Genomic DNA, 14,073 nt, shown 5'->3' on the forward strand with positions numbered 1-14,073 from the left:
CGTTTAACCCTGTGTTCCACGAAGTGGGGAGTCCGTCCCCGGATACGTCCCCGGATACGAGTCGTAGAGGAGGCTGTGGCGTGATCAGCACCCCGGACACCGCGCCCGCCCGCCGCGTACCCCGCCCGCGCGCCGACGCCCTGCGCAACCGCGAGCGGATCGTGACGGCGGCCCGCGAGATGTTCGTCGAGTTCGGCCCCCAGGTGCCGTACGACGAGGTCGCGCGCCGCGCCGGCGTCGGGAACGCCACGCTCTACCGAAACTTCCCCGAGCGCGCCGACCTCGTCCGCGAGGTCGTCCTCTCCCTCATGGCCCGCGTCACCGAACTCGCCGAGCGGGCCACCGAGGAGGAGACCGACACCTTCGCCGCCCTCCGCCGCTTCACCCACGCCGCCGCCGACGAACGCATCGGCGCCCTGTGCCCGATGCTCGACGGGGCCTTCGACAAGGACCACCCCGACCTGACCGTCGAGCGCGACCGCCTGGAGGAGGCCGTCCAGGGCCTCGTCGAGCGGGCGCAGCGCGCCGGCCGGCTCCGCGCCGACGTCGGCGTCGGGGACCTGATGGTGGCGGTCTCACAGCTGACCCGCCCGCTGCCGGGCACCGCCTGCGTGAACTTCGACCAATTCGTCCACCGTCACCTGCAGCTGTTCCTCGACGGCCTGGAGGCGCCCGCGCGCTCCGAGCTGCCGGGGACGGCCGCGACGCTGGAGGACCTGAGACGCGACTCCTGCCGGCGGTCGTGACGCACTTCTAGCACTTTCGCCTGACGCCTTTACGTCCTTTTTTCACCTGTACGCGCCAAGAGGTGGCTACCCCCATGTCCAAAATCCCCGAGAGCCCCGCGATCCAGGGAGCCGACCCCGGCCGCTGGAAAGCGCTCGTCTTCATCGCCCTCGCCCAGCTGATGGTCGTGCTCGACGCGACGATCGTGAACATCGCGCTGCCCTCCGCCCAGCAGGACCTCGGGATCTCGGACGGCAACCGGCAGTGGGTCATCACGGCCTACGCCCTCGCCTTCGGCGGTCTCCTCCTCTTCGGCGGCCGCATCGCCGACCTGTGGGGCCGCAAGCGGACCTTCGTCGTCGGACTGATCGGCTTCGCCGCCGCCTCCGCCCTCGGCGGGGCCGCGAACGGCGAGGCGATGATGCTCGGTGCCCGCGCGCTCCAGGGCGCCTTCGGCGCGCTCCTCGCGCCCGCCGCGCTCTCCCTGCTCGCCGTGACCTTCACCGACGCCAAGGAGCGCGCGAAGGCCTTCGGCATCTACGGCGCGATCGCCGGTGGCGGCGGCGCCGTGGGCCTCATCCTCGGCGGCTTCCTCACCGAGTACCTGAACTGGCGCTGGACGTTCTTCGTCAACATCCCGTTCGCGATCGTCGCCGCCGTCGGCGCGTACTTCGTGATCCGCGAGCCCGCGGGCGGCCGCAACCGCTCCACGCTCGACATCCCCGGCGTGATCCTCTCCACCCTGGGTCTGGTCGCGCTCGTCTACGGCTTCACCCGCGCCGAGTCCGAGGGCTGGAGCGACGCCGGCACGATCGGCCTGTTCGTCGGCTCCGCCGTGCTGCTCCTCGCCTTCGTCTTCACCGAGGCGAGGGTGAAGTCCCCGCTCCTGCCGCTGCGCGTCCTGACCGACCGCAACCGCGGCGGCGTCTACCTGTCGCTGGGTCTCGCCGTCATCGCGATGTTCGGCCTGTTCCTCTTCCTGACGTACTACCTCCAGGTCGTGAAGGGGTACTCGCCGGTCAAGACGGGCTTCGCGTTCCTGCCCATGATCGTGGGCATGATCGTCGGCTCGACCCAGATCGGTACGCGGCTGATGACCCGGGTCCCGCCGCGGCTGCTCATGGCCCCCGGCTTCCTGACCGCCGGCGTCGGCATGCTGCTCCTGACCCAGCTGGAGATCGGCACCTCGTACGCCGGTCTGATCCTGCCTGCGCAGCTGCTGCTCGGTCTGGGCATGGGTACGGCGTTCATGCCGGCCATGTCGCTGGCGACGCTCGGCGTGGACCCGCGGGACGCCGGTGTGGCCTCCGCGATGGTCAACACCTCGCAGCAGGTCGGCGGCGCCATCGGTACGGCCCTGCTGAACACGATCGCCGCCTCGGCGACCACCGCCTACCTGGTCGACCACGCGGCCGGCGCGACCACCCCGGCCGCGCAGAAGCTGGTCCAGCTCCAGGGCATGGTCGAGGGTTACGCCGCGGCCATCTGGTGGGCCGTCGGCATCCTGGTCCTCTCGGCCACGATCGCCTTCGTGCTGATCAACACCGGGAAGCCGGAGATGGGCGTCGTCGCCGGGTCCGGTGCGGACGACGAGGTGAAGGTCCCCGTCATCGCCCACTGATTCCCGACACCCCGCAGTCCCTGCCCTGGCCCCTGCCCTGGCCCCGCGTATTCAGCGGGGCCGGGGCAGGTCCGCGTCCTGGCCCCGCGTATTCAGCGGGGCCGGGGCAGGTCCGCGTCCTGGCCCCGCGTACTCAGCGGAGCCAGGGCAGGTCCGCGTCCGGGTCCGACGGTTCGAGGCCCTCGGCCATCACGCGCATGATCGCCCCGAGCTGCTCGACCTGCTCCTGCGAGAGCCGGTCGAACAGGGCCTGGCGGACGGCCGTCACGTGGCCGGGCGCGGTGCGGCGCAGGACGTCCATCCCGTCCTCCGTGAGCCGCGCGAACTGGCCCCGCTTGTCGGAGGGGCAGTTCTCGCGTGCCACCCAGCCGTTCGCCTCCAGCCGGGCGACCGCGTGGGAGAGGCGGGAGCGGGTGATCTTGGCGCTCTTGGCGAGCTCGGTCATCCGCAGCCGCCGGCGCGGCGCCTGGGAGAGCTGGACGAGCAGCCCGTAGTAGATGTGCGGCATCCCGGCGTCCCGCTGCAACTGGCGGTCGAGGTGATCCTCCAAGAGCGTGGTGGCGTGCAGGTAGGCGCGCCAGGTGCGCTGTTCCTCGTCGTCGAGCCAGCGCGGTTCGGTCATGTCTCCCATGGGTCCCATCGTACGACTCGTTCTTGAAAGTTGAACTACATAGGTTTACTCTGCAGATATCGAGCTTGAAGTTTCAAGTACTCGCCCGCACGTCACGAGGATGCCGGAGGCCGTCGCCATGGACGCCACGCTGGAACGGATGCCCGCCCTCTACCTGTCCCACGGCGCCCCGCCGCTCGCCGACGACCCCGTCTGGCCCGGCGAGCTCGCCGCCTGGTCCGCGGACCTCCCGCGCCCCAAGGCGATCCTCATGGTCTCCGCCCACTGGGAGGAGGCCCCGCTCGCGCTCGGCGCCACCGAGAACGTGCCCCTCGTCTACGACTTCTGGGGCTTCCCCGAGCACTACTACCAGGTCCGGTACGGGGCTCCCGGCGCCCCGCGGCTCGCCGACGCCGTCCGCAAGCTGATCCGCGGGCCCGGCACGCCCGTGCAGGACATCCCCGACCGGGGGCTCGACCACGGCGCCTACGTGCCGCTCGTCGAGATGTTCCCGGACGCCGACATCCCCGTACTCCAGATCTCCCTGCCCACCCTCGACCCGCGCCGGCTCATGGACATCGGGCGCAAGCTCGCCCCGCTGCGCGACGAGGGCGTCCTGATCGTCGGCAGCGGCTTCTTCACCCACAACCTCGCCGCCCTCCGGCACACCGGCGGCGGGGTGCCCGGCTGGTCCGCCGAGTTCGACGACTGGGGACACCGCGCCCTGGAGGCCGGTGACGTCGACGCGCTCCTCGACTTCGCGCACAAGTCCCCGGCCGGACGCCTCGCCCACCCGCGCACGGAACACTTCGCGCCCCTCTTCGTCACCCTCGGCGCGGCGGACGCGGCCGGCGACCTCGACTCCGAGCGGTCCGTGATCGACGGCTTCTGGATGGGGCTCGCCAAGCGTTCCGTCCAGTTCGGCTGAGGGCTAGAAGATCGAGGGGTTCAGCTCGATCGAGCGGACGGCGGCGGCCAGCGCGAGCGGGTCGCCGACGTCGAGCGCCGCGTCGGTGAACTTGATCGTGTGGTCGTCGCCGTGCGCCGCCGCCCGCTCGAAGACCTCCTCGGAGGTCAGATCGGTCTTCTTGTACGGGAGCGGGTCCCTCGGGGCGTAGGCCGCCGTCACCGCGGCCGCGGCCGCCCAGGCCGCGCCCAGGCTCGGTACCCACAGCTCGCGGGGGAGCGCGGGCAGCGTGCGGAGCACCGCGTTCGGTGCCGTCGCCGCGTGCACGAGCATGATCGGCTCGCCGTGGCCGTGCGTCGCGTACCGGTGCGTCGCCGCCGTCACCAGCTCGGTGAGCTGCTCTTCGGCCGTGTCGGGATCCGGAGCCGCGCCCCACTGCGGGAACGCCGTCAGCTGGTCGAGCCGGGCCGGCATCCCGCCGTCCTGCTGCGCGACGGGCGGTACGGCCTCCAGGGCGGCCGCCGCGCTCGGCGCCACGGCCAGCGGGGCGAGCGGCGGCAGCGGCTGGTGGCGGGCCGCCCAGTAACCGAGGGCGTGCGCCAGCTCGGCGCGGCGCGGGGCGGTCGCTTCCCCGTCACCGCCGCTCAGGAGCGTGCGTACGGCGTGACCGGTACGGATCACCGGATGCGTCGACCCGCCCGCGATCCCCGGGAGCAGCCGCGGCCACCACTCGGCGAGGACCTCGCGCCAGGGGCGGGCGTCGGGACCGTCGAGCCGCCGCGCGAAGAAGCGCGTCCAGTCGGTGATCCGGGACGGGTCGCCGAGCGCCTCGCGCCAGTCGTCCGCCGTGACGGGGCGGTTCGCGGGCGGCAGCTCCTCCAGCTTGTGCGCGTAGTGGTCGAGCCAGCGGTGCACGGCCGGGGCCTGGCCGTGCCGGACGAGCGCCTCGACGGCCATCGGTGCGTGATTGGTGAGCCGGCCGTTGCGCTCGGGGCCGGTGGTGTGGAGGCGTTCGAGGGCCTCGTCGAGGGTGCCGGACGTGTCGTTGCTGCCGCTCTTGCCGTTCTTGCCGCTCGTGTCGCTCATGGGGACGACGCTAGGGCGGGGCGCGCGGCGGCGTAACGGGCTGCGGACCTAGGCCTGGGGGCCGAGGACCGCCACGGGCAACCCGATCGCCGGCGATGACGTCTGAACAGATGGCGCCGCATGTGATCGCGGTCTCACCGACAGTGTGGTCGGAGCCCCCGCGAGCGGCGCCGCAACACCCTCCGTGCCCGGTCTGACCTGCACCTCCGTGGGTTTCCCCGGCATGCCCGAAGGGGCGACGGGCGCGCAGGATACTGCATGATCGCGAAAATCCATGTGCCGGGTGGGAATTCTGTCCTGATTCCAGTCGTTGTTTCCGTCGGATGCAGGGCACCCGAAAAGGTGTCGCGACCTACTCAGCAAGGGAGCACGCATGGCAACCCGTGCCGTCGCCCGTCGTCAGACCTCCGCCAAGAGCGGGGCGAGCCGGGCCAGCAGCGTTCGCGCCGTGGGCGGGGACATCGCCGACCGCGACCTGGTCGGCATGTACCTCGACGAGATCGCGCGTACACCCCTGCTCGACGCCGCCAAGGAGGTCGAGCTCTCCCAGACGATCGAGGCGGGCGTCTACGCCCAGCAGATCCTCGACGGAGACGTAGAGAGCGAGGGAGGCGGAGCGGCCCGTGAGGAGCTCGAAGCGCTGGTCGCCGAGGGCGAGCGTGCCAAGGACCTCTTCATCAAGTCCAACCTGCGGCTCGTGGTCGCCGTCGCCCGGCGCTATCCCCGCAGCGGTCTGCCGCTGCTCGACCTGATCCAGGAGGGGAACGCGGGCCTGGTGCGCGCGGTCGAGAAGTTCGACTACGCGAAGGGCTTCAAGTTCTCCACGTACGCGACGTGGTGGATCCGGCAGGCCATCACCCGCTCGATCGCCGACCAGTCCCGTACGATCCGGCTCCCCGTCCACCTCGTGGAGGAGCTGGGCCGCATCCGGCGCGTGCAGCGCGAGTTCAACCGGGAGCACGGGCGCGAGCCGGAGCCGGCCGAGATCGCGGCCGAGCTGGACACGAAGCCCGAGCGCGTCGTGGACGTCCTGGACTGGGCGCGCGACCCGGTCTCGCTGAACATGTCGGTGGACGACGAGGGCGAGACCCAGTTCGGCGACCTCCTGGAGGACACCTCGGCGATCTCGCCCGAGCAGTCGGTGCTCACGCTGCTGCGCAGCGAGGAGCTCGACGACCTCATCGCCAAGCTCGACCACCGCACGGCCTCGATCATCCGCATGCGGTACGGCATCGAGGACGGGCGCGAGCGGACACTGACGGAGGTCGGCAAGCAGCACGGCCTGACGCGCGAGCGGATCCGCCAGATCGAGAAGCACGCCCTGCTGGAGCTGAAGAAGATGGCCCACGACACCGGCTTCGACGCGGTGGCCTAGAGCGGCCGGCGCGTCGAGTGTCACTCCGCGGAGGGGTCTTCCGGGGCCCTCCGGGGTTCCGCGCGCGGCGTGCTCGCGCCCGCGGCGAAGGGGCTCGGGGACTTCGGTCCACGGGCCCCTTCGCGTACGGCCGCTCCGGCCTCCCCTACCCCCGCGTCGACGCCGCCAGGCGGGTCGACAGCTCCTCGACGTAGCCGTGGAGGGCCGGCGGGCCGTGGATCGTGAAGGGGGCGTCCACCAGGGCCAGGCGGAGCGCCAGCCACTCCACGGAGTCGGCGGAGCGGGTGCGGAGACGGCAGGTCGTCGGTCCCGTCGCCGTCGGGACCAGATGGGACGGGAGCCGCGCCGTCACGAAGTCGGCCGGGGCGTCGAAGTTGACGTCGAGCTCCAGCTCGGGCTGCGCCCGGGACATGGAGCGGACCAGGAGCTGGGCCGCGTCGCCGGCCGGGAGCTCGCGCGGGGTGAAGCGGGCGCCCGTCGCGAGCGGGTCGCTCACCCGGTCCACCCGGAAGGTCCGCCAGTCCTCGCGCGCCAGGTCGTACGCGACGAGGTACCAGCGGCGCCCGGTCGAGACCAGCCGGTACGGCTCGACCAGCCGCTTCGACTCGGCGCCGTCGCCCGCCCGGTAGCCGAAGCGCAGCTTCTCCCGCCCCGTGACCGTGCCGGCGAGCGTCGTCAGGGTGGCGGGCGCGACCGTGGCGCCGTCGCCCCTGGTCAGCGGGAGCGTCGCGTTCTGGAGGGTGGAGACCCGGTGGCGGAGCCGCGCGGGCAGGACCTGCTCCAGCTTCGCCAGGGCCCGTACGGACGCCTCCTCGATGCCCTCGATGGCGTGGCCGGCGCCGGCGCGCAGGCCGACGGCGATGGCGACGGCCTCCTCGTCGTCGAGGAGGAGCGGCGGCATGGCCGTACCGGCGACGAGACGGTAGCCGCCGACCGCGCCGAGGGTCGCCTCGACCGGATAGCCGAGGTCGCGGAGGCGGTCGATGTCCCTGCGGATGGTGCGCGCGGAGACCGAGAGCCGTTCGGCGAGCTCGCTGCCGGGCCACTCGCGCGGGGTCTGGAGGAGCGACAGCAGATTCAGGAGTCGAACCGGGGTATCTGTCATGTCTCCCAGAATGCGGCCCATCTAGGTCATCATTTGACCTAGATGACTTCTATCTTCTTCGTATGAGTTCACACGAAGCCGTCACGGATGCGGCCCCCACGGACACGAGCGACAAGAGGCGGTGGATCGCCCTCGCCATCGTGATGACGGCCGCCTTCATGGATCTGGTCGACGCCACGATCGTCAACATCGCGATCCCCAGCATCGAGCGGGACCTCGGCGCCTCCTTCGGGGCCATCCAGTGGATCACCGCCGGCTACGCGCTCGCCTTCGCGGCGGGGCTGATCACCGGCGGCCGGCTCGGTGACATCTACGGCCGCAAGCGGCTCTTCCTCCTCGGCACCGCAGGCTTCACGCTCGCCTCGGCGCTCTGCGGCTTCGCGGCCAACCCCGAGATGCTGGTCGCCTCCCGCCTCCTCCAGGGCGCGGCGGCGGCGATGATGGTGCCGCAGGTCCTCTCGATCATCCACGTCACCTTCCCGGCGCACGAGCGCGGCAAGGTCTTCGGGATGTTCGGCGCGATCATCGGTCTCGGCGCCGTGTCCGGTCCGCTGCTCGGCGCGCTGCTCACGCAGTGGAACATCGCCGGTCTCGAGTGGCGCCCGATCTTCCTGATCAACCTGCCGGTCGGCATCGCGGGCCTGATCCTGGGCCGGAAGTTCATCTCCGAGTCGAAGGCGCCGAAGGCGCTCCGGCTCGACATCGTCGGCATGCTCCTGGTGACGGCGGCGCTGCTGATGCTGATCTACCCGCTGACGCGCGGCCGTGAGCTGGACTGGCCGCTGTGGGGCCACCTGATGATGGTCGGCAGCCTCCTCGTCTTCGCGGCCTTCGTCTTCTACGAGAAGTACAAGACGGCGAAGGACGGTTCGCCGCTCGTCGAGCTGTCGCTGTTCAAGGTGAAGAGCTTCGCGGCCGGTATCGCCGTGCAGCTGACCTTCGGTGTCGTGCTCGGCATCTTCTTCCTGGTCTGGACGCTGTACATGCAGATCGGGCTCGGCTGGACCCCGCTGAAGGCGGGCGTCACCGGAGTGCCGTTCTCGATCGCGGTCTCCGTGGCCGCCGGTCTCTCGGTGCAGAAGCTGGTGCCGCGCTTCGGCCGCAAGGTGCTCCAGGCGGGTGCCCTCACGATGATCGCGGGCGTCCTCCTCTACCTCTTCGAGGCGGGCCGGTACGGGACCGCGATCGAGTCCTGGCAGATGATCCCGCCGCTGGTGATCATGGGTCTGGGCATGGGCCTGATCGTGGCGCCGCTGACGGACGCGGTCCTCTCGGAGGTGCCGAGGGAGCACGCGGGTTCGGCCTCGGGCCTCATCAACACGACGGGCCAGATGGGCAACGCGCTCGGGCTCGGCCTGGTGTCGGTCGTCTTCTTCGGCGTGATCGACGACCGGAACCTCGCGCAGGCTCCGGCCGAGGTGGGCGCGGCCTTCACGGACGCCTTCCAGAACTCGCTGGGCTGGGCGGCGGGCGTGCTCGCCGCGATCTTCCTGGTGATGTTCGCCCTGCCGGCGAAGCCGAAGCAGCACCTGGAGGGCGGCGGCGATGACGACGACGCCCCGGAGACCGTGGCGAAGGAGCCGGTGCTGACGCACTGAGTCCGACGCCAGGCGTCAAGCGAAGGGCCCTGATCCCGGGAGTCGTCCCGGGACCAGGGCCCTTCGTGCTTGCTCCGCGGTCCTTGCCGTGCGGTCAGCTGCGGTTGACCACGCCGCCGGTCTTCAGGTCACCCTTGAAGGGGATGGCGCGCAGGGCTCCGGGTGTCGGGGTCGTCTGCTGGACCCAGGGCTCGTTCCAGAGGAAGACGTTGCCCATGATGTTGCCCTTGGTCTGGAAGACCTTGCCGTCGACGGTGACCACCTTGACGAACGCGTCGTTGCCCTGGGCCTCGATGGCGATGCCACAGGCGTTGGACGGGTAGTTGACCGGGACGTTCTCGTTGGGGGGCAGGAGCGCGTCGGTGAGGTCGTGCCAGACGATCGTCCCGCCCGGAACGCTCGCCTTGCCGGCGTAGGCGACACCGTTCGTGAGGACGGCCTGGAAGTCCTCGGTGTTGGACGGGCTGTAGGTGTCGATGTCGGAGCAGGGCCCGGTGGGCCCGGTGTCGCCGGTGGCGCCGGTCGCACCGGTCGCTCCGGTCTCGCCCGTGGCTCCGGTGGCTCCGGTTTCGCCGGTGGCGCCCGTGGCGCCTGTCGCTCCGGTCTCGCCAGTCGCACCCGTGGCTCCGGTCGCGCCGGTTTCGCCGGTCGCACCCGTGGCTCCGGTGGCTCCGGTTTCGCCGGTGGCGCCCGTGGCTCCGGTGGCTCCGGTCTCGCCCGTGGCTCCAGTGGCTCCGGTTTCGCCGGTGGCTCCCGTCGCTCCGGTTTCGCCGGTGGCTCCGGTCTCGCCGGTCGCTCCGGTGGCCCCGGTCTCGCCCGTGGCTCCGGTCTCGCCGGTGGCTCCCGTCGCTCCGGTCGCTCCGGTGGCTCCGGTCTCGCCCGTGGCTCCGGTAGCGCCCGTCTCGCCCGTGGCTCCGGTGTCGCCCGTGGCGCCCGTCGCTCCGGTCTCGCCCGTGGCGCCCGTCGTACCGGTCGCGCCAGTGGCCCCGGTTTCACCCGTGGCTCCCGTTGCTCCGGTGGCGCCGGTCGCCCCGGTGGCGCCCGTGGCGCCCGTGTCGCCCTTCGGGCCGGGCGGTCCGGTGGGGCCGGTCGGGCCTGTGGGGCCGACCTTGCAGTCGTCGCCGCCGGCCGGGACCGTGCGCAGGGCACGGATGTCCTGGCCCTCGACCAGGGGCTGGATCGCGTCGTCCAGGAACGCCTGGAGGCCGTCGACCTCCGGCGAACCGCTCTGGTCGGCGCTGCGGGGGCCGCCCTCGTGCTCCCAGGGCGGCGGGCCGTCCTCGTGGTGCGGGGGAGGACCGTCCTCGTGGTGCGGGGGCGGGCCGTCCGGGTGGTGCGGGGGGCGTTCCTCGCAGTGGCCGCCCGACGGCGGGCCCGCCGCCGTCCTCTCCGGGGAGCCCCAGGCGGCGGCGGTAGCCGCCGGTGAGGCGAAGCCCGTGAGGACGAGTGCGACGGAGGCGATGGCCCCGCCGACGACCCAGGGGCGTCGTCGGGGCAGGGGACCCAGCGGGGACCTGGTCCTGGCATCAGGACGCATGCATGCTCCTTCCTCCACCGGCCGCGCCGCGGCCGGTCCGAATGATGTCCGGGAAGCCCGTTCGAGCTTCCTAGTCGGATCATCGGATCGCGCTTGCGAAGGCTTGACGGTCTGGCGGCACTCCCAACGCCATGGCCTATCGCCCCTAGCCGAACGGATGCGTACACGAAGGCGAATTTCGAACCGCTCATCGGCGTGCCGACACCGCTCCTTCCGTAGGCGCCCGTAGGGTCGCCCACCCCCCGAGCGCTCTCCCGTCCCCACCGGAAGTGGTGTTGCCGTGCAGCCGTCCATCTGCCTGTGCATGATCGTCAAGAACGAGTCCAAAGTCATCGAGCGATGCCTCGCCTCCGTCCGCGGTCTCGTGGACACCTGGGTCATCACCGACACCGGTTCCACCGACGGGACCCAGGACCTGATCCGCAGCGCCCTCGCCGGCATCCCGGGCGAGCTGCGGGAGGAGCCGTGGGTGAACTTCGGCCACAACCGCAGCCTGAACATCGCGCGGGCCCGCGGCAGGGCCGACTACCTCCTGCTCCTCGACGCCGACCACGTCCTGCGGCAGGACGGCCCGCTGCCGGAGCTCACCGCGGACGCGTACATGATCCGCCACGAGGGATCCCTGGAGTACCGCATCAAACGCCTGGTTAGGGGCGATCTGCCCTGGCGGTACGAGGGAGTCACCCACGAGTACCTGACGGCCGACCGGGACCATGCGCAGCGGAACCTGGACGTGCTGGCCATCGAGGACCACGCCGACGGCGGGTCACGCCACGACAAGTTCGAGCGGGACGCCCGCCTCCTGGGCGCCGAGCTCGACCGGGACCCGACCAATCCCCGTACGGTCTTCTACCTCGCCCAGACGCTGCGGGACATGGGCCGCCACGACGAGGCCGTCACCCTCTACGAGCGGCGCGCGGCCATGGGCGGCTGGGGCGAGGAGGTCTACCACTCCCTCTTCCAGTCCGGTGTCCTCCAGGCCGCCGATTCCGGCGCGTGGCCGTCCGCGATGGACGCCCTCTCGCGGGCCTGGGAGTCGCGGCCGGAGCGGCTCGAAGCCTGCTACGAGCTGGTGGCGCGGCTGCGGAAGATGCGCCGGTACCGGGCCGCCCACGCCATCGTGTCCGCCGTCCTGGACGGGAAGCAGCCGGACGACCTGCTGTTCATGCAGCCGTGGGTGTACCGGTACGGGCTGCTCTTCGAGTACTCGATCACCGCGTACTGGACGGGCGACCACGCCGCCTCGCTCGCCGCCTGCGACCGGCTGCTCGCGCTGCCGGAGCTGCCCGCGGCGTACCGCGAACAGACCCGCGCCAACCGTGCGTTCGCCGTGGGGAAGCTGGCGGAGGCCGGCGTCCACGTGCCCGACACCGTCACCCCGGACCCCGCGCCCGACCCCGCCCCCGCGCTCGTCTGACGGTCAGAAGAGGTACGGGGGCAGGGCAGGGGCGTCAGCGGACCCGTGCGCGGGTCTCCATCGCCGCGCGGGCCGAGCGCTCGTCCTCGTACACCTCGCACATGTGGCGGCCGTCCGGGGTCGCCGTGTGCTCGATCTCCCAGAGGCTGACCTCGCTGCCGTCGAGCAGCAGGAACTGGTGCTCGTAGAGGGTGAAACCGGCGTCCCGGCCTCCCTTCACCGTGCACTGGCGCCCGAAGGCCTGCGTGATGTGGTGGGCGAAGGCCAGGCGGAGCCGCCGGGCCGTGCGCTCGCCCGGTCGGTCCACGTTCTCCGCGCGCCGCAGGACGCGGCGGGCGTGGTCGGCGGAGTTGTCCGGCACGTACATCCGGGGCTGGGCCGGTATCGGGCGGGCGAGCAGGGCGCTCAGGAGCGCCATGTCATCGTCGTCGTCACTGTCGAGGGCGGTGCCGTCGGCGCGCTCCGCGGTCCAGCCCGGCAGGGGCCCTGCCGGCAGGCGGGAGGCCGCGAGCCGGGCCTCCGACTCCTCGGCGTACAGCTCGTGCTGATCGGTGCCGTCCCGGCCGGTGTTGTGCGTGAGCTCCCACAGGCTGAGCGCACTGCCGTCGGCGAGCAGATACGTGTGGCGGTAGGTGGTGCGGTGCAGCGACGCGCTGTGGTGCGAGGAGTGCAGCGCGCTGGAGTGGGCGAGCGCCGTGCCGAGGCGCTCGACGGTGGAGTCGGGCAGGTCGAAGGAGTTGAGCGCCCTGCCGAGGAGCCGCTCAAGGTGCGTCTCGGTCGTCTCGTACGGATCGTGAGGATCCCGCGGATCGTTCAAGAGGGTCTCCAGGCCGTCGCCGCATGTCACTTGGTGCTTGCTAAACGTAGTCCCTGGGTCTGACATCTTGTCCTGGGTTCCGGAAAACGAAGGGCGCGCACCGGAAGTTCCCTCCGGGTTCTTCGTCAACTCCCTTGTGGTTACCGGGAGTACGGGGGTGGGTCGGCGGGTCGGTCCGTCTCCCCGGCGTACAGCTCGCCGTACGAGGGGAAGTCGCCGCCCGGGCCGCGCAGCCCGCCGGGGGCCGCGAGCAGCGCCCGGACGATCGCCCGCGTCACCAGGTCCGCGCCGGCCGCCAGGATCTCGTTCAGGGCGAGCGGACCGGGCTCCTCCGGCAGCTCCCGCCGCCCGGTGGCGAGCGCGAAGACCGTGTCCCCGTCGTTCATCAGGTGCACCGGACGCACGGCGCGCGCGATGCCGTCGTGCGCCGTGCCCGCGACCTTCTGCGCCTGCGCGCGGGTGAGCACCGCGTCCGTGGCGACGACGGCGAGCGTTGTGTTCAGCGGGGGAGGGGCGCTCGCCGCCCGGGCCTCCGCGAGCCGCCGCAGCGCCGCCTCGTGCACCGCCTCCGCCGGGAAGGCGGGCCTGCCGCCCCCGAACCAACTCCCGTACGGGACGCCCGTCGCCGGGTCGACGGCCGAACCGACCGCGTTCACGACGACCAGGGCGCCGACCGTGATCCCCGAGGCCAGGACCGTGCTCGCCGTCCCCACCCCGCCCCGCAGCCCGCCGACGACGGCCCCGGTGCCCGCGCCGACCGCGCCCGTCTCCACGCGCGCGTGGTCCCCGCTCGCGTCGGCCGCCTCCGCCGCCGCCCGTCCCGTCGCCGCGTCCGGCCTGGCGGAGAAGTCGCCACCGCGCCCCAGGTCGAAGACGCACGCGGCGGGCACGACCGGCACCACATGGGACGGGTCGGGACCCACCCGCACGCCCCGGTGCCGCTCCTCCAGCCAGGCCATGACGCCGGAGGCCGCGTCCAGGCCGTACGCGCTGCCGCCGGTCAGGACGACCGCGTCGATCCGCTGGACCACGTTCCGGGGGTCGAGGGCGTCCGTCTCCCGCGTGCCGGGGCCGCCGCCCCGTACGTCCACGGCGGCGACGGCCCCGCCCTCCGGGGCCAGGACGACCGTGGTCCCGCTCAGCGCCCCGGCCCCGGCCACGCGCGCGTGCCCCACGCGCACCCCGCTCACGTCGGTGATCGAGTCAAAGCCGCCGTCAAAGCCGCCGTCCAGGCCGCCGTCCGCGCCGCCGTCCTCGCCGTCCATCTGCTCGGG

The 14,073-nt window shown here is 72.2% G+C and carries 12 protein-coding genes; 6 read left to right on the top strand and 6 right to left on the bottom strand.

Going from position 1 to position 14,073, the window contains the following annotated elements; translation table 11 throughout:
• The first annotated feature begins 80 nt into the window (after window positions 1-80).
• On the top strand, window positions 81-746 hold the full coding sequence (locus tag ACZ6K0_RS32560; RefSeq protein WP_376402884.1) for a TetR/AcrR family transcriptional regulator: 666 nt from the start codon (window positions 81-83) through the stop codon (window positions 744-746).
• 74 nt (window positions 747-820) lie between these two features.
• Window positions 821-2,347, top strand: coding sequence for an MFS transporter (locus tag ACZ6K0_RS32565; RefSeq protein WP_376402881.1), 1,527 nt, complete (start codon window positions 821-823; stop codon window positions 2,345-2,347).
• Between the two features lie 133 nt (window positions 2,348-2,480).
• Here ACZ6K0_RS32565 and ACZ6K0_RS32570 read toward each other — a convergent pair whose 3' ends face one another.
• Window positions 2,481-2,987, bottom strand: coding sequence for a MarR family winged helix-turn-helix transcriptional regulator (locus tag ACZ6K0_RS32570; RefSeq protein WP_376402878.1), 507 nt, complete (start codon window positions 2,985-2,987; stop codon window positions 2,481-2,483).
• 109 nt (window positions 2,988-3,096) lie between these two features.
• Between ACZ6K0_RS32570 and ACZ6K0_RS32575 the strand changes: the two genes are divergently transcribed.
• The gene (locus ACZ6K0_RS32575) at window positions 3,097-3,885 is read left to right on the top strand and encodes a dioxygenase family protein (RefSeq protein WP_469233224.1); all 789 of its coding nucleotides are present in this window, start codon (window positions 3,097-3,099) and stop codon (window positions 3,883-3,885) included.
• Window positions 3,886-3,888: 3 nt separating this feature from the next.
• Here ACZ6K0_RS32575 and ACZ6K0_RS32580 read toward each other — a convergent pair whose 3' ends face one another.
• Window positions 3,889-4,950 carry a questin oxidase family protein gene (locus ACZ6K0_RS32580; RefSeq protein ID WP_469233226.1) on the bottom strand — a complete coding sequence of 354 codons (1,062 nt, stop codon included), beginning with the start codon at window positions 4,948-4,950 and terminating at the stop codon, window positions 3,889-3,891.
• Window positions 4,951-5,323: 373 nt separating this feature from the next.
• Between ACZ6K0_RS32580 and ACZ6K0_RS32585 the strand changes: the two genes are divergently transcribed.
• Window positions 5,324-6,325 (top strand): sigma-70 family RNA polymerase sigma factor, encoded by a 1,002-nt coding sequence (locus ACZ6K0_RS32585; RefSeq protein ID WP_024760604.1) that lies wholly within the window; start codon window positions 5,324-5,326, stop codon window positions 6,323-6,325.
• A 145-nt stretch (window positions 6,326-6,470) separates the two neighbouring features.
• Here the strand turns inward: ACZ6K0_RS32585 and ACZ6K0_RS32590 are convergent, their stop codons facing one another.
• Window positions 6,471-7,430, bottom strand: coding sequence for a helix-turn-helix transcriptional regulator (locus tag ACZ6K0_RS32590; RefSeq protein ID WP_469233228.1), 960 nt, complete (start codon window positions 7,428-7,430; stop codon window positions 6,471-6,473).
• A gap of 62 nt (window positions 7,431-7,492) precedes the next feature.
• Between ACZ6K0_RS32590 and ACZ6K0_RS32595 the strand changes: the two genes are divergently transcribed.
• On the top strand, window positions 7,493-9,028 hold the full coding sequence (locus tag ACZ6K0_RS32595) for an MFS transporter (protein ID WP_376402865.1): 1,536 nt from the start codon (window positions 7,493-7,495) through the stop codon (window positions 9,026-9,028).
• Between the two features lie 94 nt (window positions 9,029-9,122).
• Here the strand turns inward: ACZ6K0_RS32595 and ACZ6K0_RS32600 are convergent, their stop codons facing one another.
• The gene (locus ACZ6K0_RS32600) at window positions 9,123-10,565 is read right to left on the bottom strand and encodes a hypothetical protein (RefSeq protein ID WP_469233231.1); all 1,443 of its coding nucleotides are present in this window, start codon (window positions 10,563-10,565) and stop codon (window positions 9,123-9,125) included.
• Between the two features lie 280 nt (window positions 10,566-10,845).
• Between ACZ6K0_RS32600 and ACZ6K0_RS32605 the strand changes: the two genes are divergently transcribed.
• Window positions 10,846-11,982, top strand: coding sequence for a glycosyltransferase (locus ACZ6K0_RS32605; RefSeq protein ID WP_469233233.1), 1,137 nt, complete (start codon window positions 10,846-10,848; stop codon window positions 11,980-11,982).
• 34 nt (window positions 11,983-12,016) lie between these two features.
• On the opposite strand, the gene ACZ6K0_RS32610 is transcribed toward ACZ6K0_RS32605, so the two are convergent.
• Both ACZ6K0_RS32610 and ACZ6K0_RS32615 read right to left on the bottom strand, forming a co-directional pair.
• Window positions 12,017-12,865, bottom strand: coding sequence for a DUF6227 family protein (locus tag ACZ6K0_RS32610; RefSeq protein ID WP_469233477.1), 849 nt, complete (start codon window positions 12,863-12,865; stop codon window positions 12,017-12,019).
• Between the two features lie 74 nt (window positions 12,866-12,939).
• Window positions 12,940-14,064, bottom strand: a complete 1,125-nt coding sequence (locus ACZ6K0_RS32615; protein WP_469233479.1) for a P1 family peptidase — start codon at window positions 14,062-14,064, stop codon at window positions 12,940-12,942.
• Window positions 14,065-14,073: the final 9 nt, after the last annotated feature.

Source organism: Streptomyces sp. NPDC042346 (assembly GCF_055581845.1).